The sequence below is a fragment of the Micromonospora sp. DT41 genome, assembly GCF_049841715.1.
In the GTDB taxonomy this organism is placed as follows: Bacteria; Actinomycetota; Actinomycetes; order Mycobacteriales; family Micromonosporaceae; genus Micromonospora; species Micromonospora profundi.
Map to the genome: position 1 here is coordinate 186,812 of NZ_JBNCKU010000004.1, position 22,985 is coordinate 209,796.

At 68.9% G+C, this 22,985-nt stretch carries 19 protein-coding genes; 8 read left to right on the forward strand and 11 right to left on the reverse strand.

What is annotated here, in order from left to right; all coding sequences use genetic code 11:
- The first annotated feature begins 93 nt into the window (after positions 1-93).
- Positions 94-714, forward strand: a complete 621-nt coding sequence (locus ACLQ23_RS09365) for a TetR/AcrR family transcriptional regulator (RefSeq protein ID WP_355598379.1) — start codon at positions 94-96, stop codon at positions 712-714.
- Between the two features lie 124 nt (positions 715-838).
- Here the strand turns inward: ACLQ23_RS09365 and ACLQ23_RS09370 are convergent, their stop codons facing one another.
- Both ACLQ23_RS09370 and ACLQ23_RS09375 read right to left on the reverse strand, forming a co-directional pair.
- A complete protein-coding gene (locus tag ACLQ23_RS09370; protein ID WP_355598377.1) occupies positions 839-2,425 on the reverse strand; it encodes an arabinofuranosidase catalytic domain-containing protein in 1,587 nt (528 codons plus the stop codon).
- Positions 2,426-2,632: 207 nt separating this feature from the next.
- The gene (locus ACLQ23_RS09375) at positions 2,633-4,468 is read right to left on the reverse strand and encodes an RICIN domain-containing protein (protein ID WP_425735467.1); all 1,836 of its coding nucleotides are present in this window, start codon (positions 4,466-4,468) and stop codon (positions 2,633-2,635) included.
- Between the two features lie 295 nt (positions 4,469-4,763).
- Here ACLQ23_RS09375 and ACLQ23_RS09380 point away from each other — a divergent pair, with 295 nt between their 5' ends.
- The 4 genes from ACLQ23_RS09380 to ACLQ23_RS09395 all read left to right on the forward strand — a co-directional run bounded on the left by ACLQ23_RS09380 (position 4,764) and on the right by ACLQ23_RS09395 (position 9,558).
- On the forward strand, positions 4,764-5,999 hold the full coding sequence (locus tag ACLQ23_RS09380; protein WP_355598373.1) for a sugar ABC transporter substrate-binding protein: 1,236 nt from the start codon (positions 4,764-4,766) through the stop codon (positions 5,997-5,999).
- A gap of 153 nt (positions 6,000-6,152) precedes the next feature.
- The gene (locus tag ACLQ23_RS09385) at positions 6,153-6,992 is read left to right on the forward strand and encodes a carbohydrate ABC transporter permease (RefSeq protein ID WP_425880538.1); all 840 of its coding nucleotides are present in this window, start codon (positions 6,153-6,155) and stop codon (positions 6,990-6,992) included.
- Positions 6,989-7,813 carry a carbohydrate ABC transporter permease gene (locus ACLQ23_RS09390; RefSeq protein WP_355598369.1) on the forward strand — a complete coding sequence of 275 codons (825 nt, stop codon included), beginning with the start codon at positions 6,989-6,991 and terminating at the stop codon, positions 7,811-7,813. The genes ACLQ23_RS09385 and ACLQ23_RS09390 overlap by 4 nt, the downstream gene beginning before the upstream one ends.
- Positions 7,814-7,845: 32 nt before the next feature.
- Positions 7,846-9,558 (forward strand): amylo-alpha-1,6-glucosidase, encoded by a 1,713-nt coding sequence (locus ACLQ23_RS09395; protein ID WP_355598367.1) that lies wholly within the window; start codon positions 7,846-7,848, stop codon positions 9,556-9,558.
- 27 nt (positions 9,559-9,585) lie between these two features.
- Here ACLQ23_RS09395 and ACLQ23_RS09400 read toward each other — a convergent pair whose 3' ends face one another.
- Positions 9,586-10,608 carry a LacI family DNA-binding transcriptional regulator gene (locus tag ACLQ23_RS09400; protein WP_355598365.1) on the reverse strand — a complete coding sequence of 341 codons (1,023 nt, stop codon included), beginning with the start codon at positions 10,606-10,608 and terminating at the stop codon, positions 9,586-9,588.
- Positions 10,609-10,816: 208 nt separating this feature from the next.
- Between ACLQ23_RS09400 and ACLQ23_RS09405 the strand changes: the two genes are divergently transcribed.
- A complete protein-coding gene (locus tag ACLQ23_RS09405; RefSeq protein ID WP_355598363.1) occupies positions 10,817-11,257 on the forward strand; it encodes an iron chaperone in 441 nt (146 codons plus the stop codon).
- Positions 11,258-11,265: 8 nt separating this feature from the next.
- Here the strand turns inward: ACLQ23_RS09405 and ACLQ23_RS09410 are convergent, their stop codons facing one another.
- The 7 genes from ACLQ23_RS09410 to argG all read right to left on the reverse strand — a co-directional run bounded on the left by ACLQ23_RS09410 (position 11,266) and on the right by argG (position 19,122).
- A complete protein-coding gene (locus ACLQ23_RS09410) occupies positions 11,266-12,207 on the reverse strand; it encodes a GlxA family transcriptional regulator (protein ID WP_355598361.1) in 942 nt (313 codons plus the stop codon).
- 17 nt (positions 12,208-12,224) lie between these two features.
- Entirely contained in the window at positions 12,225-12,668 is a 444-nt protein-coding gene (locus tag ACLQ23_RS09415; RefSeq protein ID WP_355598359.1) for a DUF6010 family protein, read from the reverse strand.
- A gap of 115 nt (positions 12,669-12,783) precedes the next feature.
- Positions 12,784-13,764, reverse strand: coding sequence for a DUF2804 domain-containing protein (locus ACLQ23_RS09420; RefSeq protein ID WP_355598357.1), 981 nt, complete (start codon positions 13,762-13,764; stop codon positions 12,784-12,786).
- A 113-nt stretch (positions 13,765-13,877) separates the two neighbouring features.
- Positions 13,878-15,017, reverse strand: coding sequence for an RNA polymerase sigma factor (locus tag ACLQ23_RS09425; protein WP_355598355.1), 1,140 nt, complete (start codon positions 15,015-15,017; stop codon positions 13,878-13,880).
- On the reverse strand, positions 15,014-15,421 hold the full coding sequence (locus ACLQ23_RS09430) for a YciI family protein (protein ID WP_053657123.1): 408 nt from the start codon (positions 15,419-15,421) through the stop codon (positions 15,014-15,016). Before ACLQ23_RS09430 ends, ACLQ23_RS09425 begins: the two co-directional genes overlap by 4 nt.
- Positions 15,422-15,633: 212 nt before the next feature.
- The gene (locus tag ACLQ23_RS09435; RefSeq protein ID WP_355598353.1) at positions 15,634-17,199 is read right to left on the reverse strand and encodes a pectate lyase family protein; all 1,566 of its coding nucleotides are present in this window, start codon (positions 17,197-17,199) and stop codon (positions 15,634-15,636) included.
- A 471-nt stretch (positions 17,200-17,670) separates the two neighbouring features.
- The gene (argG, locus tag ACLQ23_RS09440) at positions 17,671-19,122 is read right to left on the reverse strand and encodes an argininosuccinate synthase (protein WP_355598351.1); all 1,452 of its coding nucleotides are present in this window, start codon (positions 19,120-19,122) and stop codon (positions 17,671-17,673) included.
- A gap of 153 nt (positions 19,123-19,275) precedes the next feature.
- Between argG and ACLQ23_RS09445 the strand changes: the two genes are divergently transcribed.
- Positions 19,276-20,151, forward strand: a complete 876-nt coding sequence (locus ACLQ23_RS09445) for an alpha/beta fold hydrolase (RefSeq protein ID WP_425880539.1) — start codon at positions 19,276-19,278, stop codon at positions 20,149-20,151.
- A 106-nt stretch (positions 20,152-20,257) separates the two neighbouring features.
- Positions 20,258-20,974: a hypothetical protein gene (locus ACLQ23_RS09450; RefSeq protein WP_355598347.1), complete on the forward strand. Its 717-nt coding sequence runs from the start codon at positions 20,258-20,260 to the stop codon at positions 20,972-20,974.
- Between the two features lie 81 nt (positions 20,975-21,055).
- Here the strand turns inward: ACLQ23_RS09450 and ACLQ23_RS09455 are convergent, their stop codons facing one another.
- Positions 21,056-22,597 (reverse strand): non-reducing end alpha-L-arabinofuranosidase family hydrolase, encoded by a 1,542-nt coding sequence (locus ACLQ23_RS09455; protein WP_355628795.1) that lies wholly within the window; start codon positions 22,595-22,597, stop codon positions 21,056-21,058.
- Positions 22,598-22,985 lie beyond the last annotated feature (388 nt).

Sequence of the window (22,985 nt, forward strand, 5' to 3'; positions counted from 1 at the left end):
CCTAGTTGGTTGCCTCACGCAAGCATCTACCGATCTTGCCCACTAGGCAAGTTTGCTCATTGAGAAGCACATCACCCCACTACGCTGGGGCCGATGGACGAGATCACCGGGCTACGGGAGCGCAAGAAGGCGGCCACCCGACTCGCCCTGCACGAGGCGGCGCTACGCCTGGCCGCCGAACACGGGCCCGACGGCGTGACAGTCGAGGCGATCGCCGACGCCGCGAACGTGTCCCGGCGGACGTTCTCCAACTACTTCTCCAACAAGGAAGAAGCGCTCTTTCACGGCGACACCGTACGCCTGCGGCGGCTGCTGCAACTGGTCCACGAGCGGCCGGTGGACGAGCCGCCGTGGACGGCGCTGAGCCGGGCGGCGGAGCGCTTCACGCCCGAGGCGTTCGGCGGGCGGGACCGGTCCTGGCTGCCCCGACGCCGACAGTTGCGTGGGCACCCCGGCCTGGCCGCACATCAGGTCGCGGCGTACACGGCGATCGAGCGCGAACTGGCGACGGAACTCGCACCTCGGCTCACCGGCGCGGACGTGGCGCTACGCGCCCGCCTCCTGGCCGCGACGTTCCTGGCGATCCTGCGCGTCGCCATCCAGCACTGGATCGACCACCCGGACGACCAGTTGCTGGACACCGTGCGGGCCGCGCTCGCCGAGGTCGCTCCCCCGACGGCCGGCCCGGATCGTACGAGCACCGCCGACGACTGACGTGAACGCACCGCCGCCGGCCACCACCACTGTGCGGTGATGACCGGCGGGCGGGTTGGTCCGCGAGCGCGCCGGCTCAGCGGTGGCCGGCAGCCACCCGGATTGGTCCGCGAGCGCGCCCGATTCAGCGGTAGCCGGCGGTCACCACATTGGCCTGCACCGCGTTCTCGGTCGCGTCGGACGGATAGCCGGCGACCATGGCTCCCTCGTAGAAGGTGCCGGCGCTCAGGTTCGCGCCACCGTCGGGCTTGCAGCAGTCCCCGCCACTGCCCAGGATGATCGCGCCCTGCTTCTTCATCGGGCTGTATCCGGGCGGGAGCGAGCCGTCCCAGAGGGTGTAGAGGCTTCCCGACTGGGCGTTGCTGCCCTTGATGGCGAACCGCGAAATGCCATTGTTCTTCAGCGTCGCGGTGACGAACTTGCTGGTGAAGGAACGCTGGTTGGGGTTCCAGGTCTGGCTGCCACCCGGGAAGAGACCCCATTCGAGATCCGCCTGCACCCAGGGGCCGGTGCCGGAGCAGCCGCCGAACCAGCACTGGGTGCCGAAGTTGATGGCGTCCATCGCACCGGCGGCGTCGGCCTTCCTCGTCGTCTCACTGTTGCCGTAGTCGAAGCAGCAGCCGTTGTTGACGTGGGTGCCGCTGGTCACCATGTACATGCCCTCGGGAGCGGCCCCGGTCGGCACCCCCGTCAGGTGCCCGTCGCGCCAGTAGCTGTTCCCCGGGTTGATGTAGAGCGAGTACGCCTTGGACCCGCCCACGGTCAGGGACTCCGAGGTCGCCACCGCAGGCCTGCTCTGCGGCGAACCGGGGACCACGCTCGACCCCTGGTACCAGAGGTCGTTTCCGCGCCCGGACTGGTCGTACACGACTGTCACCACGCATGTCGTGCCGGCACAGAACGCGTCCTGCGTGGCCGCGTTGGCGGTGCCACCGGCGTTCAGCAGCCCGATGTCGCGGGACGTGTTGTCCGACGAGCGCCGGACCTGGTACAGGTTGCCGGCGTACGCCAGGTAGAGCGCCCGCGTCGTGCTGTGCGCCGCGATGCACGGGGTGCCGCCGGAGGCGTAGATGTCGCACGGACGCGCACCGCTCGGCGGCGGGGTGGTCGGCGGCGGCGTCGTCGGCGAGGTGCTCGGCGAGGTCCATCGCTGGTTCGCGCCGCCGTTGCAGGCCCAGAGGATGAGTTTGGTGCCGTTGGCGGTCGAGGCGGCGTTGGCATCGAGGCAGAGCCCGGACTGCACGCCGGTGATGGTGCCGTTGGTGTTGACGTTCCACTGCTGGTTGTTCTGGCCGTTGCAGTCCCAGATGATCACTTGGGTGCCGTTGGTGGTGCCTCGGCCGTTGGCGTCCAGGCACTTGTTGCCGTACACCGTGAGCTGTTTGCTCGACGTCCAGGTCCAGGTCTGGCCGGCGCTGCCGTTGCAGTCCCACAGTTGGGTCTGGGTGCCGTTGGTGGTGCTGGAGTTCGGCACCTCCAGGCACCGACCGGACTGGGTGCCGACGATCGTGGTGCTCTGCCCCGGCTCGATCGCGGCGGCCACGGCCGCGGCGGCTTCGGCGGCGAAAGGTGCGGTGGCCGACGTGGTTCCGTAGCCGACGAGAACGCCGACCAGGGCAGCGGCCAGAAAGATCAGACGTCCGCCGCGGCGGCGTCTCGGGATGGGCTCGGGGGCCGTTGGAGGCCGCCCAGCGGGGGACGGGGTTCGCACGAAGGGCTCCTCGAAGTCGCGGAGGTGGGAGGTGGTCGACGCGCCACGGACGGCGGTGGTCGACGCGCCACGGGCGCAGGTGGGCCAACGAATCGATTCGCAAGGAATCGTAGGATCTTTAATCAATTTGTGTCAATGAATGCCCTCCGCCGAGTGCTGCGCTGGCCACCGCACGGACGGTCAGCGCAGCGCCTTCCCCGAGGGCACCTACCGGCCCAGGACCCGCCACGTCTGGTTCAACGGGCTACCCTGACCGGTCAGGTTGCAGGTCCACTGGTGCACGGGTGCCCGGGGCGCCGTGGAGATCGTGCTGACATCGACGCACTTGCCACTGTGGCGGGCCACGAGTTGGTAGTCGTGCGAGTCGTTGCCCGCGTAGGTCACCTTGCGGAGGGTGAACTGCTGGTTGAGGCCGTTCAGGCAGGTCCACTGGTGCACCGCCGCGCCGTCGGCGGTGGAGACGCCGCTGACGTCGAGGCACTTGCCGCTCTGCTGGTTGACCACCGTGTACGTGTTTGCCACCCCAGCGACCGGACGGAAGTTCCAGAGCTGCTGGTCGCCGCCCTCGCAGTAGAACTGCTGCTGGACGTTGCCGTCCGAGGTGCCCGAGCCGGGATTTTCCAGGCACTGCTGGGAGTGCTGGGCCACCGCCACCGACTGGAACCCGCCATCCGACGGCGGCAGCAGGGTGATCGTGTACGTGTCGGTCTGGTTGGTGTACGGCACTGTCACAGTGGCGTTGTTGTTTGCCACGCCGACGACGCTGTTCGAGACGGTGATCGGCCCCTGCACGGCACCGCCACCGTTGTGCGGGATGCGTTGGACGAGGACCCGGAGCTGGTTGTTCTGCACGATGCCGCTCGTCGTGTCCAGGCGTTGCAGATTGACCGTCAGGTTGCCGGTGGTCCGACCGCCGCCGACGAGGACCTTCGCCGTGCCGGTCGCCTTCGTGGCGAACGCGTCGTACGACTGGCTTGCGGTCACCGCGACCACCTGCCCCGTCTGCCCGGCGTAGAAGCGGTACGCCCACCACTCGCCCTTGGGCTGGTGCTGCCCTGCCGAGTTGCGGACCAACAGGTTGCCGAGGTCGTTGTGCAGGTTGCCGCCGCCGGCCCAGTTGGCGCGAAGGCCATCGGCGCGCGCTCGCTCCAGACGGGCGATGTACCACGCTCCGTCGGCAGGGTTCTGCTCCTCGGGCGCACCGTACTCGTTGATCTGGTACGGGCGGGGATGGGCGATGCCGCGCGGGTCGAGGGTGGCGTTGGCGGCGGCGACGTTGGCGACCGGGTCGCCCGGCAGCGAGTGCCAGCTGATGATGTCCGGCACTGTGTTCGTCGAGCGGACGAAGTCCAGGTACTGGTTCCAGAAGGTGTGCGTGGTGGACGGGACGCAGGCGCAGCTCGGCCCGACGATGAGCTGGTTGGGGAACTCCGCCCGGATGCGCTGGTAGGTGCGCCGCCACAGTTCGAGGTACTGGGAGATCGGCCGGTTCCAGAAGATGGTGATGTTGGGTTCGTTCCAGATGTCCCACTGCACGGAGAGCCCGGACGCCCGGACGTCGTTGACGAGGCGGGTCAGGAAGGCGTCGTAGTCGGCCCAGTTGCCGTTGTCGCCGGGGAAGCGGGAGATCCCTGCGCCGTCGGCGCCCCACAGATCGTGCGGCAGCAGGATGAACTGACCGCCGAGGGCGACGGTGCGACGCGCCTGGGCGACTGTGGAGTTCCACCGGCGGTCGTAGTTCCCACCGACCCAGCCACTTCCCGGCAGCTGCGCTCCGCCCGCGCGCATGTACTGGAACTTGACGTCCCGGTAGAAGTGGTCGGGCGGGCCGCTGGCGTTCTCGGTCATGCCGTAGATCCAGCCGGACGCGCGGTAGGTCGGCGTACCGCTTGTCGTGGAGAAGTTGACGCTTATCGACTCGTCGGCGGCCTGGGCCGGAGACGCGACGGCGACTGTGGTGGCGGCGACGGTGAGCAGGCCGGCGACGAGTCGGGCGACTGTCGCGCGGGTTCGTCCTGACCTGCCACGGGACGGGGTTTGCACGGGGCGGCTCCTTGGTGGGGCGTGGGGACGCTCTCCGGAGGGCAGCGCTTGCGAATCGATTCGCACGGATCGTAGGGCCGCATACTCAACCATGTCAATGCGATGACGATTCGATGAAGCGGGCGTTTCCAGGCAGCCGTGCATCCACGGCGATCAGCTGTTGACCTCCGGGCAGGGGCCGACTTATCTTCGGCCGAACCACTTGTCGAATCGGTTCGCTTCCCCGCCGAACCGAGACGCCCCCCCGACGGCCGATCCCACCCCACCTGACGATCGACGTGAAGTGAGGCACCAGATGACTCGACCCAGCCACCATTGGCGCCTGGCCGCTGCCGCCGTGACGGCACTCGCCGTCGCCGCCGGCAGCGCCTGTTCGTCCTCCGCCGACGATCCGGACGACGCCGCGTACGTCGTCTGGGATCCGTACCCGCAGTTCGCCGACGACTCGGAGTGGGTAGCACTGCTCGACAAATGCGGCACCTCCGCTGGGGTGACTGTCGAACGGACCGGCTACGACACCACCGACCTGACGAACAAGGCGCTGCTCGCCGCGCAGCAGGGAAACTCGCCGGACGTGCTGATCGTGGACAACCCCGTCATCTCCACACTCGCCGAGGCGGGCGCGCTCACCACCACCGACGACAACAAGCTCGACGTCTCGGCCATGGCACCGAACCTGCTCGGCGCGGGCCAGAGCGAGGGCAAGACGTATGGGGTGCCGATCGGGGCGAACACCCTCGCGCTCTACTACAACAAGGATCTGCTGACTGCCGCCGGCGTGGATCCGGCCACCATCACCGACTGGACGTCACTGACCACGACGCTTACCAAAATCAAGGCCGCGGGAAAGAAGGGCATCACCTTCTCCGCCATCGGCACCGAGGAGGGCAGCTTCCAGTTCCTGCCGTGGTTCTGGGGCGCCGGAGCCCAGTTGACAAGCCTGGACTCGCCGCAGGCGGCCTCCGCGCTGACGCTCTGGACGGACTGGCTCAAGCAGGGGTACGCCCCCAACTCCGTCATCAACAACACCCAGACCACGAGCTGGCAGGAGTTCGCCACCGGCGACTACGCGTTCGCCGAGAACGGGACCTGGCAGTTGGCGAACGCCGAGAAGCTCGGGTTCCCGTACGGCACCATCGCCATTCCGGCAAGCGCCGGTGGTCCGGCGCCGGCGCCCACCGGCGGTGAGTTCGTCTCCATCCCCGTGCAGAAGAACACCAAGCGGTACGCGACGTCGCAGAAGCTTGTCACCTGCCTGACAAGTGCCGACAACCTGCTCACCACCGACACCACGCTCTCCTACGTAGCGCCCGTCACGGCCGTGCAGGATCGGCAGGCGGCGGCGGACCCGAAGCTCACGGTCTGGGTGCAGGCGGTCCGGGCGGCGAAGGGTCGCACCGGGGACAACCTCGGCACGAAGTATCCGAAGATCTCCGAGGCCCTGTGGACGGCGGTGCAGGCTGCCCTGAGCGGTCAGAGATCGCCTCGTGAAGCGCTGAGCGCCGCGCAGGCCGCGGCGGCGACCAGGTAAGCGCGCCGAACCGACACCATGCCCCCGACGACACAGACCTCCACCAGCGCACGGGAACCGGGCGCACCGGCCACGGACACCTCACCCGGGCCTGCCCCGTCCCGTGTCCGACGCCCGCCCAGCCGATGGCCGGCCTGGGGCTTCCTGGCGCCCGTGACCGTCTACCTGACCGCCTTCTACGCCTATCCCCTCTACCGCAATGTCGAGTTGAGCCTGCGCGAGTACACCGTCCGCTCGTTCGTGCAGGGCGGCGCGCCCTTCGCCGGGCTCGACAACTACCGCACGGTCCTGACCGACAGCGCCTTCGGGTCGACGCTGGCGCACACAGTGGTCTTCACCGGCGCGTCGCTGTTCTTCCAGTTCACAATCGGCATGGCTCTGGCGCTCTTCTTCCACAACCACTTCCCCCTGTCACGCACACTGCGGGCGGTGATCCTCATTCCGTGGCTGGTGCCGCTGATCGTCTCGGCGTCGACCTGGTCGTGGCTGCTCAACAGCGACTCCGGGTTGGTGGACGCGGCGCTCGGCGTCCTCGGGATCGACAGGGTCAACTGGCTCACCACGCCGGGCTGGTCACTCACCTCGGTGATCATCGCGAACGTCTGGATCGGCATCCCGTTCAATCTCGTGGTGTTGCACAGCGGCCTCCAGGCGATCCCGACCGAGGTGTACGAGGCGTCGGCGCTGGATGGCGCGACGGGCTGGCAACGGTTCTGGTCGATCACCCTTCCGCTGCTGCGTCCCGTCTCGGCGATCACCCTGCTGCTGGGGCTCGTCTACACGCTGAAGGTCTTCGACATCATCTGGATCATGACCAGAGGTGGCCCCACCGACTCCTCCGCCACGCTCTCCACCTGGTCGTACCGGCTCGGTTTCGGCAATCTGCTGCCGGATTTCGGGCCCGGCGCGGCCGTCGGCAACCTGCTCATCGTGATGGCCCTGGTGGCCGGGCTCGGCTACATCCGTTTCCAGCGCAGGCAGGCCCTACGATGACCACCTCCCCGTCCCGCGCCTGGTGGAAGACCGGCGTCGGACTGTTGTTGACCGGGCTGATGCTCTTTCCGGTCTACTGGATGATCAACGTGTCGTTCACCCGGGACCAGAACATGCGGGCCACGCCCCCGCACCTGATTCCGACCGACGGCACCCTTGACGGCTACCGCGCGGTGCTCGACCAGCAACTCCCGTACCTCGGCACCAGCTTCCTTGTCGGTCTCGGCACTGTGGCGCTGACCCTGGCGCTGGCCGCCCCGGCCGGATACGCGCTGGCCAAGCTCCGCCCGCCCGGCGGGCCGGCGCTGAGCTTCGTGTTGCTGATCGCGCAGATGATCCCGGGAATCATCATGGCCATGGGCTTCTACGCCGTCTATCTCCACCTCGGCGTGCTCAACACGCTGCCCGGTCTGATCCTTGCCGACTCCACACTGGCCGTACCGTTCGGGGTGTTGATCTTCACGGCCTTCATGTCCGGGATCCCCGACGAGTTGCTCCAGGCCGCCGTGGTCGACGGCGCCGGCCGGCTGAGAACCTTCTGGTCGGTAGTACTGCCGGTCAGCCGCAACTCGATCGTCACTGTGTCGCTCTTCGCGTTCCTGTGGTCCTGGTCGGACTTCATCTTCGCCTCGACCCTCGCCGGTGGCGGCGACCACCAGCCGATCACCCTCGGCATCTACCACTACATCGGCAACAACAACCAGCAGTGGAACGCCATCATGGCCACCGCCGTCGTCGCCTCCCTCCCGGCCGCCGTGCTGCTGGTCCTCGCCCAGCGGTACGTCTCCACGGGCGTGACTGCCGGCGCGGTCAAGGACTGACCATCCACAGCGCAGAAAGGCAACCGCTACCCATGACCGTCGCCTCCCCCGGTCCGGAGTTTCCCATCCAGGACATCCCCTTCAGCTACCGCGGATCCTGGTTCAACCTCTCGCCTGTGGTAGCCGAGAAGACGTACGCCGACGATGTGCACCTGGTCTCGCACCAGACCGGGCTGCATCCGGTGCTGCGCCTCACCCCGGCGGTCGCCGGCACCACGGTCGTCGCCACGCCCGCGTTGCTGACCTGGCGCAGCGGCGCCGACCGGATCGAGGCCGTCTACGACGGGCCGGCCGCCCTACGGATCCGGGGCCGACGGCTCGGCCTGCGGATAGCCGCGGCGGCGGACACCCTCACCCCGTTCAGCGGCACCTACCTGTACCTCGACCCGACCGACGGGTCACACGTGTTCACCTCGTACGAGACCGGCCGCCGCTACCGGATCACAGTGCTCTCCGGCGCGCTCCGGCTGACCGCCGGCGTGGAGGCGCTCGGCACCGCCGACCGGTTCCTGGACCTCGGTGGCGAGCAACAGTGGGAGATCGCCATCGAGGAGTACGCCACCGCACGCCGGCCGTACACCCCGTCGGCCACCTTCGACGAGTTGTGCCGTCGCCGCAGCAGCGAGTTCGCCGCGTTCGTCGACGCGGTCGCTCCGTGGCGCGGCGCGGACACGCCCGCAGCCGAGCTTGCCGCGTACGTCCTCTGGTCGGCCACCGTCTCCCCCGCGGGCTTCCTCGCCCGACCGGCCGTCCTGATGTCCAAGCACTGGATGGACAAGGTGTGGAGCTGGGACCACTGCTTCAACGCGATCGCCCTGGCCGCCGGCGAGCCGGAGCTGGCCTGGCACCAGTTCCACCTGCCCTTCGACCACCAGGACGCGGCCGGTGCCCTGCCGGACTCGGTCGCCCACTCCGAGGTCCTGCACAACTACGTCAAACCTCCCATCCACGGCTGGGCCCTACAACAACTGCGCCGACGTCTCCCCCAACCCCCGGACCGGGTGGCGCTCGCCGAGACGTACGACCGGCTGGCCCGTTGGAGCCGTTTCTGGCTCGACGCGCGCCGCGCCCCCAGCCACGACCTCCCCCACTACCAGCACGGCAACGACAGCGGCTGGGACAACGCCAGCACCTTCGACCACGATCGGGTCCTGCAAACCGCCGACCTCGCGGCGTTCCTGGTCTCGCAACTGCGCTGTCTCGCCGACCTCGCCGTCGAGCTTGGCGAACCCGCCGAGCAGTGGTCCCGGGAGGCCGACCGGGTTCGCACGGCGCTGCTGCGTGACCTGTGGGACGGCGAGCGCTTCACCGCCCGCAGCCCACTCACCGGGCAGCGGCGGGTGAGCCGCAGCCTGCTCGACCTGATGCCCATCGCGCTCGGCGCGGACCTACCCGCCCCGGTCAGCGCCGCGCTTGCCCGGGGCGTCGAGGCCCACCTGACGACGCACGGCCTGGCCACCGAGCCGACGGACTCGGCCCACTACGTCGCCGACGGCTACTGGCGTGGGCCGATCTGGGCACCCTCCACTGTGCTCGTCGAGGACGGCCTGCGGCGGGCCGGGCACACCAGGATCGCCGACGATGTCAGCCGACGGTTCCTCGCTCTGTGCGAGAAGTCCGGCTTCGCGGAGAACTTCGACGCCGAGACGGGTGCCGGGCTGCGGGACCGCGCGTACACCTGGACGGCAAGCAGCTATCTCATCCTCGCCGCCGCCCAGGAACAGCGGCGGACGACAGGCGGGTAGGCATCGGGCCGGACGCGGCGGAAAGCGTCACCGGATCGGCTCACGAGTCCTCGGCCCGGTGCTTGAACGCAACGAGATGGGCGGGCTGTACAGGCGGTGCCGGGGCACCGCCCCCGGCTCGGCGATGCTCTCCAACAGCAGCGCCACCGCCTCGGCGCCCATCTCCCGGGTCGGCACGTCCGCGGCGGTAAGCGGTGGGCGGAAGTCCTCCGCCCAATGTTGGGCGGCGACTCCGGTGACGGAGAAGTCGGCCGGCACTGACAGCCCGGCGTTCGTCAGTGCCCGCTGCATTCCGGGCAACGCCGCCTCGTTGATGGTGGCCACCGCCGTCACCTCCGGGTGCGTGGCGAGCAACTGCTCGACGCACGCCTCACCGGCGGCGGTGTCGTCGCCGCAGCAGACGTCCAAGCCGCTGAGCCCCCGCTCCGCGACCGCCTCCCGGAAGCCGGCCAGCGCCCGGTGGCTGGGGCCGTACCCCGCCGCCACCAGCTCGGCGGAGCGGTTCACCAGCGCTACCTGCCGGTGTCCCAGATCGGCCAGATGGTGTACGCAACGGGCAATCAACCCGGCGTAGTCGACGTCGATCCAGCTCATGCCGCGCGGCTCGGCGGTCCGACCGATCGTGACGAACGGTAGACCCGCCTTCGCCAGCCGGGTCACCCGGTCGTCCTCCAGCCGGATCTCCATGAGGACCACGCCGTCGACCCGGCGGCCGGTGACGATCCGCTCGAACGACCGGTCGTGATCACCACCGGACGGGGACAGCAGCACGTCCAGGTCATGGCGGGCGGCCGCCTCGACGACGCTGGCGACGAAGCCCAACTGCATGTCGGTCAACCGCTGACTCGCCGGCGGGATCACCAGCCCGAGGGTGCGGGTGCGCCCCTCCTTCAAGGCGCGGGCGCTGGCGTTCGGCCGGTAGTCCAGCTCATCGATGACCGCCTGGATCCGCTGCCGAGTCGCCTGCGACACCGCCCGCTTGCCGCTCAGCACGTAGGAGACGGTGCTACGGGACACCCCGGCCCGGCGGGCGATCTCCCCGATGTTCATGTACGCCTCGAATCGACACCTGCCCCGAAGTGGGGACGCAGCATGCTCGCCGACGCGAGCATATCCGCCCGGATTCCCGTCCCCGGCTCGGCGACAGCTCGGCAGCCCGCGCATTCGATCAGGAATCAAGAAGCACCTCGGCGGTCGCCGGCCCTAACCTTTTCCCAGGTGGCCGGCGCACGCCGAGCCGTGAACGAGGGAGCCGAGAATGTCCACGACCACCGAATCCGATGGTTTCAGCGCCGCCGAGCGTGCCGCGATGAAGGAGCGCGCCGCCGAGATGCGTGCCGAGGGCAGGAAGGGCGCCAAGAAGGCCGACGGGCTACAGGCCGTCCTCGACCGGATCGCGCAGATGGCACCGGAGGATCGGGTGCTCGCCGAACGCGTACACGTGGCGATCACCACCGCCGCCCCCGAGCTGGCACCGAAGACCTGGTACGGGATGCCCGCGTACACGAACGCCGACGGCAAGATCGTCGTCTTCTTCCAGGACGCCGGCAAGTTCAACTACCGGTACTGCACGGTCGGCTTCCAGGACTCGGCAAACCTCGACGACGGCGACCTGTGGCCCGTGGCGTACGCGCTGACGGCCTGGAGCCCCGCCGTGGAGAAGAAGGTCATCGAGTTGATGCGTGCCGCGATCTCCTGACCCCGGGGTCAGGTGCCGCGGAAGGCTCGGCGGTACGCCTGCGGGCTGGTGCCGGTGACGAGTTTGAAGCGGTCCCGGAAGGCGGTGGTGGAGCCGAATCCGACCCGGGCGGCGACGCGGTCGACCGGATGGGCTGTGGTTTCCAGGAGGCGCTGGGCCTGGTGGACGCGCACGCGGAGCAGCCACTGCAGCGGGGTGGTGCCGGTCTGGTCACGGAAGCGGCGGTTAAGGGTACGGATGCTCATGCCGGCGTGCTGGGCGATGTCGGCGAGGGTCAGTTCGCGACGGGCGTTGTCGCGCAGCCACGCCAGCAGCGGCTCCAGGGTGATCCCGTCGGGGATCGGCGGTTCGTGGACGATGAACTGCGCCTGCCCGCCGGCGCGTTCCAGCGGCATTACCGACAGGCGGGCGGCGTCGGCTGCCACCGTGGCGCCGTAGTCGCTCCGGATCATGTGCAGGCACAGGTCGAGCCCGGCGGCGGCGCCCGCCGAGGTCAGGAACTGGCCGTTGTCGACGTAGAGGACGTTCGGGTCGACCTGGACCCGCGGAAACTGGGCGGCGAGCTGATCGGTGGCGACCCAGTGGGTGGTGGCACGGAGCCCGTCGAGGAGGCCGGTGGCGGCCAGGGTGAAGGCGCCACCGCAGATCGAGGCGATACGGGTGCCCATCGCGGCGGCGGCCCGCAGCGCGTCGAGAGCGGCGGCCTGGACGGCGGCGTCCGGGTCGGTGACACCGGGCACGATGATCGTGTCGACGTCGCCGAGGATGTCCAGCCCCCACGGCACCGCGATGCTGAACGCGCCGGTGGTCACCGTGGGCGTCGCCGCGCAGATCCGCACCTGGTAGCCGGCCCGGCCCTCGGCCAGCCGGGTGCGCTGGAACACCTCCATCGGTGTGGCGAGATCGAACGGGACGACGCTGTCGAGGGCGAGCACTGCCACGGTGCGCATCGCTGAAATCTAGCCAGTCAGGCCTCGACGCCGACGGTTGACGCGGGTCTGCCCGCACCGGTCGCCCGGCGGCGGACACGGCCGTACATGTCTCTGATCGACAGGCCCCCGGCGAAGCACCACAGGGCGATGACGGGATCGCAGAGGGCGCAGCCGAACGACGAGTCGTGCAGCGACGGGATGAGCGGGGTGCCGCGGCGGTGGTGCAGGACGTCCCAGGCGGTGTGCAGCAGCCATCCGACGCCGATGAAGGTGTAGGAGCTGAGGCCTGCGTAGCCCACAACGACCAGCACGGCGCAGAAGGCCAGTTCCCACAGGCCGAATCCACCGCCACTGATGTAGGCGGCACCGGCGCCCGTGACGATGAGCGCGTTCAGACGGCGGCGGTGCGGCTCGGGAACAAGGGAGTTGAGGCCGACGTAGACCAGCCCGATGACGACCGGCAGGACATAGCGAAGCATGATCACCTTTTCGGAACTCTGTATCGAAAAGGCAGCCTAGGCAGGGAAAACCGCGGCAGCGAGAGGCGAAGCTGCCACACCTCGACGGGTTCCGGCCAGCGGGGCGGTACCCGGCCTACCAGCGGTTGCGCGCCTCCTCGGCCCAGCCCACGAGCCCGTCGAGGCTCACCTTCGTCCCGTCGTCGGTCCTGGCCCATCCGGAGAAGTGCCCGAAACACTGGTGCGTCTCGTTCGCGACGACTCCCAGGTTGGTGCGGGCCACCTTCTCGTGGAACGGCTGGAACTCCGCCTCGACCCGGTCGCCGCTGATCCGCCACGGGCGAAGCCAGTCCGACCGGTCGTAGGTCCATCGCACCTCGTCGCCGATCTTGTGCAGCCGACCGTCGACGAACAGGCCGTTCTCGGTGACCCCGGTGCCGTCGGTCCACCGACCGCCGAGCTGGATCGCCCGCCCCGGCGCCGCGCCGGCCGCCCAGTTCCACGTGATCGAGTACGGCCACCTGCCGCGACCGTGGTCCAGCACGGCGAACGCGTCCGGCCCTCCGATCTCGTACGTCTGGCCGTGCAGCTCAAGCGTGCCGGAAACGGGGCGGCCGACGTCCTTGACCGTGTACTGGAACCGCGTCGGGCTCCACGGCACGACAACTGCGAGCGACTCGTGCCCGGCGGGCAGCGGCACCAGCACCTCCAGTCGTACACCGGGGGCGTTCGCCGAGATGGCGGTGCCGTCCGGACGCTGGTCGATCTGTATGTCCAGGTCACGGCTGCGCGCCCGAACCTCGCCCGCACCGCTGCGCGGCGGTAGCACCGCGCCGCGCGCCAGTGGCACCACCACATCGGTCTTCGTCTCGACGCCGCTCTCCCGGTCGAGCACGTAGCTGCTGTGCACACCGGCGTAGTCGAGCGACGAGACGACAAGCCCGACGATGTGTCGTGGCGTGACGATGCCCCAGTACTCCCACCGCTTGGTCCGGCCCCAGCCGCGCAGGTTCGCGGTGTGCAGGGGACGCCGGGACCAGCCGACCGCAGCCGGATTGAGCCGCCCGTCCGGTTGACACAGATCGACAGGTGAGGTCAGCTCACGTTCGTGGGTCACGGTGGGAGGATAGCCGCCACACGGCACACCACCAGCCGTGACGAGGGCGCGTCTGGCAAACACGGCTCGCCTGCGACGACCCGGCGAGCAGTCCCCTCGATCCGGCCACGGCGTCAGCGGCGGGCGTTGAGCCTGGCGGCCTGGCGCGTCAGGTGGTCCCGTTCGGCGAGGTTCGGCGCTTTCAGAGCCGCCTCGGCGTACAGCCGCGCCGCCGTCGCCAGGTCGCCGTCGCGTTCGCGCAGGTAGGCGGCGACCGCCGTGTGGCGGGGCAGCGCGTCGTCCAGCGCCGCGAGCGCCGCCAGGCCGGCGCGCGGCCCGTCGGCCTGACCGACGGCCACCGCCCGGTTGAGCCGCACGACAGGGCTGTCGGTAAGCCGCACCAACTCGTCGTACCACTCGACGATCTGCACCCAGTCGGTCTCCTCGGCGGTGGGCGCGTCGGCGTGCAGGGCCGCGATGGCCGCCTGGGCCTGGAACTCGCCCAGCCGGTCGCGGGCGAGGGCCGCCTGGAGGATCCCGATGCCCTCGGCGATCGACGCGGTGTCCCACCGGCTACGGTCCTGCTCGGCGAGCGGCACCAGGCTGCCGTCGGGCGCGGTCCGGGCGGACCGCCGGGCGTGGTGCAGCAGCATCAGGGCGAGCAGTCCCGCCACCTCCGGATGGTCGATGGCTGCCGCGAGCTGCCGGGTGAGCCGGATGGCCTCGGCGGCCAGGTCGACGTCTCCCGAGTAGCCCTCGTTGAAGACCAGATAGAGCACGCGCAACACGGTGGCGACGTCGCCGGGCTGGTCGAACCGCACGCCCGAGACGGTGCGCTTGGCCCGGCTGATCCGCTGCGCCATGGTGGCCTCGGGCACCAGGTAGGCCCGCGCGATCTGGCGGGTGGTCAGCCCGCCGACGGCGCGCAGGGTGAGCGCGACAGCCGACGACGGCGTCAGCGACGGGTGCGCGCACAGGAAGTAGAGCTGAAGCGTGTCGTCCACCGCGCTCGCCGGGCCGGGTGCCGCCTCCTCGTCGACGAGGTCCTCGCGCCGCCGACGTGCGGCGTCGGAGCGTGTCGCGTCGAGGAACCGGCGCCAGGCCACTGTGACCAGCCAGCCCTTTGCATCCTGCGGCGGGTCGGTCGGCCACACCCGGACGGCCTCGACCAGGGCGTCCTGCACGGCGTCCTCGGCCGCCGCGAAGTCAGCTCCGCGGCGGACGAGGACACCGAGCACGCTCGGCAGGAGGCGCCGGAGCAGGACCTCGTTCACTCAGTGATCGTGGGCGGTGCGGTGAGGAACGGGCGCAGCTCAAGCCACTCGTGGATGGGCTTCCCGCCGGCCCCCGGAGCGGCGGACAGCTCCCCGGCCAGCTCTACGGCGCGCTCGTAGCTGTCGACGTCGATCACCATCCAGCCGGCGATGAGGTCCTTGGTCTCGGCGAACGGGCCGTCGGTGACCGGCGGGCGGCCCTCACCGTCGTACCTGACGAACGTGCCCTCAGGGGCGAGCGCCTGCCCGTCGACGTACTCGCCGGTGCCTTCGAGCCGGGCCGCGAAGTCGTTCATGTACTGGATGTGCGCGGAGATCTCCTCCGGGGTCCACTTGTCCATGGGGACGTCGTTTACCGCCGGCGGTGCACCGCGGTAGTGCTTGAGCAGCAGGTACTTGGCCATCGCGTCTCTCCTCGATGCTGATCCGACCCATTGTGGTCGCGCTCATCCCGAGGACGGAACCAGACCCGCGTTCTCGACATCAGCGTCCGAAGAAAGTTGCGCGGCCCCGCCGGGCAGGGCACGTGCAGGAGCGTGATTCCGCTCCGACATCACGATGCCGGAGCGGAATCACGCTCTGAGGGGAGCCGGTGACGGGTTCGGAAACCAGTCGCCTAGCTTGCGTACGTCTCGAACTCGCCGACCCGGGGCGTACCACCGGAGCTGTTGATCTTGAAGTTGATCTTTGTCAGTGAGGTTGCCGCGAAGCTGATGGAGCCCGCCCCACTGCCGGAGGCCAGGACGGCTCCGGTGTCGTTGTTGATGAGCTGCCAGGACCCGATGGAGCCCTGGGTGCCTGACGGTTCGCGGATGACCACACGGGACACCCTGGTTGCGGAGCCCCACTTGATCGAGATAGTGCCGGTCGCCCCGGCCGGCGACCAGTAGGTGCCGAGGTTGCCGTCACGCACGTTGCCGTAGCTGGTCCCGCTTGCCTTGCTGGAGCCGTCCGCGCCGGCACCGAGGCTGAGGTTGGTCCCGCCCGACGGCGGCGGGGTGGTCGGCGGCGGCGTGGTGGGGGCCGGCGTCGTCGGCGGCGGGGTGGTCGGCGCGGGCGTCGTGGGCGACGGGGTCTGCGGCGAGCAACTGCCGTTCGACACCCTCAGGCCCGTGTTGGCACCCACCGTCTGACGGACGATGCCCGGCACGCAGCTCGCGCCGTCGAGGCTGTACGAGTACGGGATGTTGACAGTGGTGTTGGACGTCGGGTTGGGGCCGGCGGGGTAGTTCTCGCTGCCGGCGCTGGACCAGGTCACGTTGTCGAAGACGTTGCCGCTGACCTGCCAGTAGCCCCGCTCGTTCGTGTAGAACGTGCCCAGCACGTCCTTGGAGTTCTGGAAGTAGTTATTCTCCACCTTGGCCTTGGCCCCGGCCCGGGAGTTGATGCCGGACTCGCGCAGGCTCACGTAGTGGTTGTTGTAGATGTGGGCGGTGCCCCCGCGCAGCAGCGGAGTACGGGAGTCGATGTTCTCGTACAGGTTGTGGTGGTACGTGATGAAGCCGTTGGAGAGGTCGCTCTCGCTCGACCCGACCAGGCCACCGCGACCGGAGTTGCGCAGGATGCTGTAGGAGAGCGTGACGTACTGGGTGTTGTCCTTCATGTCGAACAGGCCGTCGTAGCCCTCCGACTCGCCACCGGACGCCTCAAGCGTGACGTGGTCGACCCAGACGTTGCGGACCGTGCTCTCCATGCCGATGGCGTCACCTCCGTTGGAGGTGGGCGAGCCCGACTTCTTGACGTTCCGGACCGTCACGTTCTGGATGATGATGTTGCTGGAGTCGCGGATGTGGATGCCGATCTGGTCGAAGACGGCACTGCCGACCCCGATGATCGTGACGTTGCTGATCTGCTTGAGCTCGATGACGCCGTCCGCGGTGTTGCAGCTCGAACCGGACACCTTGCTGGTGTTGCCGTGGTTGATGGTTCCGCTGACCTCGATGGTGATCGGGGTGCTGCTGCTGGCCCGCCCGCACAGCGCCGCGTGGATCGCGGTACCGGTGGTCGCGCGTACCGTCTGCCCGCCCGCGCCGCCGGTGGTTCCGCCGTTCTGGGTGGCGTAGCCGGTGGCGCTGCCGACAGCCGCCGACGCCTGCGGGGTCGACAGGATCAGCCCTGTCACGATCCCCACGGCCGCTGTGGCCACCACCGCCTGAAGTCGCAGTGCGACTGGTCGTCTCATCTCGCCTCACTTCGTATCGATTTGGTTCTGCCAGTGCGTGCGGCAGCCGTCGCGGCCGCGCTTCTTCGGCACGGGGCACCACCGACCGCCCGGAATCGGCGACGGTCAGTCGCAAAACAGCTCGCCGGAATGCCACAGCCCAGGAAATGGGGAACCGTCGCGCGAACGGCCCTGCGGCTGGCGGCAATTGTCGATGTGTGGCTGCCCGACCCACGAACGAAACATCGATGTAAGGCAATCGTAGGAAAGCGGTTTCCCTGGAGGCAAGAGCTGACGCTTGCAGGTTTGTTGCAGTGTCGGTGCCGGAGTCGGCACACCCGCGGTCCCGGCGGCGCGGCTCACACGCGTGACGCAGGCCGCCCGTACGACGGGTCGCCGCCGACAGCGGCGGCCCGCCACGCGTGCTGCGTGGCGGGCCGCCGGGTGGAGATCGAACGAGGCGTCAGTCGACGCCGAACTCCCTCACTGCGCTCAGTCGACGCCGAACTCCATCGCGGCGCGGTCGAGGGCCGCGTCGTCGGCGGACGAGACGCCCCGGGACGCGATCGCCTCCGCGCCGCCCTCCGGCATCGCGCCGATCAGCCCGGTCGAGGCGGCCTGCGCGGCCCCGACCATCCGCTGCGAGCTTCCGCCGCCGACGATGCCAAGCGTCGCGTACTGCTCAAGCTTCGCCCGCGAGTCGGCGATGTCCAGGTTGCGCATGGTGAGCTGACCGATCCGGTCCGACGGACCGAACGCCGAATCCTCGGTACGCTCCATCGACAGCTTGTCGGGGTGGTAGCTGAACGCCGGCCCGGTGGTGTCCAGGATCGAGTAGTCCTCGCCCCGGCGCAGCCGCAGCGTCACCTCGCCGGTGACCGCCGCGCCGACCCAGCGCTGCAACGACTCGCGCAGCATCAGCGCCTGCGGGTCCAGCCAGCGGCCCTCGTACATCAGCCGGCCGAGGCGACGGCCCTCGCTGTGGTAGTTCGCAAGGGTGTCCTCGTTGTGGATGGCGTTGACCAGTCGCTCGTACGCGGCGTGCAGGAGCGCCATGCCCGGCGCCTCGTAGATGCCTCGGCTCTTGGCCTCGATGATCCGGTTCTCGATCTGGTCCGACATGCCCAGGCCGTGCCGGCCGCCGATGGCGTTGGCCTCCAGCACGAGGTCGACAGCGCTGCCGAACTCCTTGCCGTTGATCGTCACCGGGCGACCCTGGTCGAAGCCGATCGTGACGTCCTCGGTCGGGATCTCCACAGACGGGTCCCAGAACCGGACACCCATGATCGGCTCGACGGTCTCGATGCCGGTGTCGAGGTGCTCGAGGGTCTTCGCCTCGTGCGTGGCGCCCCAGATGTTGGCGTCGGTGGAGTACGCCTTCTCGGTGCTGTCCCGGTACGGCAGGCCGCGCTCGAGCAGCCATTCCGACATCTCCTTGCGCCCACCCAGCTCGGTGACGAAGTCGGTGTCGAGCCACGGCTTGTAGATGCGCAGCTGCGGGTTGGCCAGCAGGCCGTACCTGTAGAACCGCTCGATGTCGTTGCCCTTGAACGTCGAGCCGTCGCCCCAGATCTGGACGTCGTCGGAGATCATCGCCCGGACCAGCAGGGTCCCGGTCACGGCCCGACCCAGCGGGGTGGTGTTGAAGTACGCCCGCCCGCCGGAGCGGATGTGGAAGGCCCCGCAGGTCAGCGCGGCCAGCCCTTCCTCGACCAGGGCGGCACGGCAGTCGACCAGCCGGGCGACCTCGGCGCCGTAGCTGAGTGCGCGACCGGGCACCGAACCGATGTCGGGCTCGTCGTACTGGCCGATGTCTGCGGTGTAGGCGCAGGGGACGGCGCCCTTGTCGCGCATCCACGCGACCGCGACCGAGGTGTCGAGGCCGCCGGAGAAGGCGATGCCGACACGTTCGCCGATGGGCAGGGAGGTGAGAACCTTGGACACGAGGAAGAGTATGCACCATGCCGCATGGTCATGCATAGTGAAGTGGTCGACGCCACGAGGTTTTAACAATGGGGCGACCTCCCGCCGGAAGCGGCGCTCGGGCCGCGCGATTCGCGCACCTCAATCCCGTCCCGTCGGCCGTAGTCTCACCGGATGACGGAACCGCAGGCGCACACCCTCGCCATAGCCGGTGTCGACCTGGTCTACGACGTTCGCGGCCCGCTGCCGCCGACCGACGGACGCCCACCACTGCTCATGATCGGCCAGCCGATGACGGCTGAGGGCTTCGACGCCCTCGCCCCACTCTTCCCCGACCGCACTGTCGTCACCTACGACCCGCGCGGGCTGGGCCGCAGCATCCGCTCGGACGGCCGGTCCGACCACACACCGCAGCGCCAGGCAGCCGACCTGCACCTGTTGATCGAGGCGCTCGACGCCGGTCCGGTCGACGTGTTCGCCAGCAGCGGCGGCGCGGTGACCGCACTCGAACTGGTAGCCACCCACCCCGGCGACGTCGTCACGCTTGTCGCGCACGAGCCGCCCATCAACGCCGTACTCCCGGACGCCACCGCCGCCGAGCGCGCCCGCGCCGCCTTCTACGACGCGTACCAGAGCAACGGCACCGGGGCAGGCATGGCCGCGTTCATCGCCATGACGTCCTGGCAGGGCGAGTTCACCGACGCCTACTTCGCCCAGCCCACGCCCGACCCGGCGATGTTCGGCCTGTCGACCGACGACGACGGCAACCGGGACGATCCACTGCTGTCCCAGAATTCGTGGGCGATCACCGACTACGTTCCCGACGCGAACGTACTCACCGCCGCGCCGACCCGGATCGTGATCGCGGTCGGCGAGGAATCGGCAGGGACGTACACCGCGCGTACGGCACTGGGCACCGCGGCGCTGCTGGGCCAGGAAGCCGTTGTGTTTCCGAGCCACCACGGTGGTTTCCTCGGCGGTGAGTACGGCTACGCGGGCAAGCCGGAGGAGTTCGCGGCGAGGCTGCGCGACGTCCTCGACGGCCGCTGACCAGCACGCTCCGAGACACCGGCCCAACCGGCACCCCAACACGACAGAAGGGACATCCGACGCACTAGCATGGCCGTCCGGACGGACTCTGCTGAAATGAGGCGACATGCGGTGGCTCCGGCAGTTGCTGGGCGGCGGCGGGCGGATCCAACTCGACGCCGAGCGGCAGCAGACACTGCTACACGACACCCGGCACCGGTACGGCGCCCACGCCCGGATCCGGTTTCCCGAGCAGGTCGAGGCGATCACCGGGATGCTCGACGGTGACGACGGCCTGGTGGTGGCAGCCCAGATCGTGAACCAGGTCGCCGACGAGGCCCACGGCGACCTCCAGGCCCAGGCACACGACATCCACCTGCGGACGGGCCGCCGGCTGGTGGTGAACCGCCGCAACTACCGGCCACTGTGGAAGGAGGCCGGTCCGGCCCTGCGCTGGCCACTGTTCGCGTTGCCGTCCGGCTTCCACCCGTACGCGCAGGTGACCGCCGCCGTCGCGGTGATCGGCAGTCAGGCGCCCCGGCTCGACCGGGTGACCGACCCCAACCCCCTGCTGACCCGCATGTTCGAGGTGCTCGACCTCACCACCGCCGGCTGGGAGTACGGGCGGGTGCGGGTCGACACCCACGCCGCCACCCTTGCCGACCGACTGATCTCCAGCACCGGGCAACTCCTCACCGCAGTGGACGATCCGCCCCGGCTGCCTCCTCCGGTCCGGGAACTGATGCGGCGCAACAACACCGTCGCCGTCCACGACCCCAACGGCCCCCGCCCGGTGGGTGGCATCAACCTGGGCGCGATGCTGCGCGAACGCCTCCTGGTCTGACAAGCGGCAGGTGATCGCGTCCGACACGAAGGGGCGGGCCCGGTGTGGCACCGAGCCCGCCCGTTGTTCGGCTCTGTCCGGTCAGCGTTGCAGGGTCAGCAGGCCCGGACGGTACGGCAGCAGACCATAGTCACCACCGGAGTTGGGCGAGCGGCCCTGGTACAGCAGTTGCAGGTTGCACGGATCCACAGTCATCGTCTGATCGGCGTTGGTCCGCAACAACTCACCATGACTGATGTCGTTGGTCCACGTCGCACCACTGTTGGCCTTACCCGCGAACGGGTTGCTCTCCGTGGCCGCCTGCGGAGTCCACGACCCACCCAGACTGGTGGCCGTGAACGACCGGAAGTAACGACCCTGCGACCCGATCGCCTCCACGATCATCAGATACCGACTCTGACCCTGAAGCTTGTAGACCTGCACCGCCTCGAACAGGTTGTTCGTCGAATCACTCATGATCGTCGTGTAGTTGCTGCCGAAGCTACCCGGGAAGTTCCCGATCGGCATACTCGCCCGATAGATCTTGCCGTTGTCACCGGCGAAGAACAGATACATGTTCTGGTCATCACCGATCACCGCCTGATCGATCGGACCCGTCCCCGAACCCGAGATACTCCCGGTGAACAACGTCTGCGCCGACGACCACCCATTAGCATTCGTCGGATCCGTCGACGTCCGATACGAGAACGCCGTCGGCCCCCACTGATACGCCAACACCCAGATGTTGCGCGGCGCGAAGTAGAACAACGACGGCGCCACCGTTCCCGAATTCATCGCGTTCTGCGACGCCGACGCCATCTCCGAGTAGTTCGTGAACAGGCTGAAGTTCATCGAACCCCAGCTCGATCCGAAATCGTGCGTGGTGGCGTAGACCAGCTGCTTGCCGTTGTACGGCGCGACGGTGAAGTCCTTGAGCGACACCCAGCCGGACCTCGGCTGTGCCAGCGCGCCGGTGGACGACCACCGGTACGTCGACGGCAGGTTGCACGTTCCTCCCGGCGGCGGAGTCGTCGGCGGCGGCGTGGTGGGGTTGCCTCCACCGTCGACGCGGACGAGCTGCCACTGCTGGTTGGCGCCGTTCCAGTCGTCGTACTGGACGATGTTTCCGCCGTCGGCGGTCGAGGCGCCCTGCACCTCCACGACCTTGTTGCTGTTCCGGTTGATCAGCCGGATGTAGCCGCTGTCCGAGTCGGCCAACCGGAACTGCTGGTTGGTGCCGTTGCCGTCGCTCCACTGCACGATGTTGGCGCCGTTAGCGGTGGAGAAGTTGTAGACGTCCAGCACCTTGCCGGACAGCCGTGACTTCACCCGGTAGTAGCCACCGCCGGAGTCCACGAACTGCCACTGCTGCTGGTTGCCGTTGTTGCGCGCCCACTGCGTGATCCGCGCGCCGTCATTCGTGGCCAGGTTGTACACGTCCAGGGCCTTGCCGCTGTTGCGGTTGACCAGCACGTACCACGCGTTGGTATCGACCGTCGCCGCTGCGGCGGGTGATGACACCACCGCCACGGCGGCACCGCCTACCAGCATTGCCGCCACGCCGGCGGTGAGCAACCGCGGCAACCATCCGCGCCGTCGCTTCGACGGCGGCGCGATCGATGGAGACCTACCAAAGGCAGACATGATCCTCCTTGACATGACCAAGAGCCGAACGGTCTGCCCGAAGATGGGCCCACCGCGACGCGTGGCCGGAGGCATGCGTCGAGAACATGTGCGGTTACAAGACGTCTGCATGCCTGGCGCACGCCTGAATCCAGATCGACGAAGCAGGCTCGCCCGGAAAGCAACAGGCATCGTCGTCCTTGAGCATCGACTGTGAGCGATAACATGCCGTTCGTCAAGACGTAATGTTCCGGAATCATCAGGCGGTGACAGCCTGTTGCCACGGGCGTGACCACTCCTGGTCGACCACCGTGAGCCTTACCGCCGACAGCCGCAACGGCTCAGAGCTGGGCACTTTGGGGACGGCGGCTGACTGGCGCTAACATCGACGCCAACGCATGACTTGATC

Bases quoted from the DNA above. Each gene is read 5' to 3' on its own strand.
- ACLQ23_RS09430 (WP_053657123.1), bottom strand. From the start codon at position 15,421: ATGGCCAAGTACCTGCTGCTCAAGCACTACCGCGGTGCACCGCCGGCG.
- ACLQ23_RS09445 (WP_425880539.1), top strand. From the start codon at position 19,276: ATGACGGAACCGCAGGCGCACACCCTCGCCATAGCCGGTGTCGACCTG.
- ACLQ23_RS09395 (WP_355598367.1), top strand. From the start codon at position 7,846: ATGACCGTCGCCTCCCCCGGTCCGGAGTTTCCCATCCAGGACATCCCC.
- ACLQ23_RS09410 (WP_355598361.1), bottom strand. From the start codon at position 12,207: ATGCGCACCGTGGCAGTGCTCGCCCTCGACAGCGTCGTCCCGTTCGAT.
- ACLQ23_RS09415 (WP_355598359.1), bottom strand. From the start codon at position 12,668: ATGCTTCGCTATGTCCTGCCGGTCGTCATCGGGCTGGTCTACGTCGGC.
- ACLQ23_RS09400 (WP_355598365.1), bottom strand. From the start codon at position 10,608: ATGAACATCGGGGAGATCGCCCGCCGGGCCGGGGTGTCCCGTAGCACC.
- ACLQ23_RS09365 (WP_355598379.1), top strand. From the start codon at position 94: ATGGACGAGATCACCGGGCTACGGGAGCGCAAGAAGGCGGCCACCCGA.
- ACLQ23_RS09405 (WP_355598363.1), top strand. From the start codon at position 10,817: ATGTCCACGACCACCGAATCCGATGGTTTCAGCGCCGCCGAGCGTGCC.
- ACLQ23_RS09390 (WP_355598369.1), top strand. From the start codon at position 6,989: ATGACCACCTCCCCGTCCCGCGCCTGGTGGAAGACCGGCGTCGGACTG.
- ACLQ23_RS09380 (WP_355598373.1), top strand. From the start codon at position 4,764: ATGACTCGACCCAGCCACCATTGGCGCCTGGCCGCTGCCGCCGTGACG.
- ACLQ23_RS09455 (WP_355628795.1), bottom strand. From the start codon at position 22,597: ATGTCTGCCTTTGGTAGGTCTCCATCGATCGCGCCGCCGTCGAAGCGA.
- ACLQ23_RS09435 (WP_355598353.1), bottom strand. From the start codon at position 17,199: ATGAGACGACCAGTCGCACTGCGACTTCAGGCGGTGGTGGCCACAGCG.
- ACLQ23_RS09450 (WP_355598347.1), top strand. From the start codon at position 20,258: ATGCGGTGGCTCCGGCAGTTGCTGGGCGGCGGCGGGCGGATCCAACTC.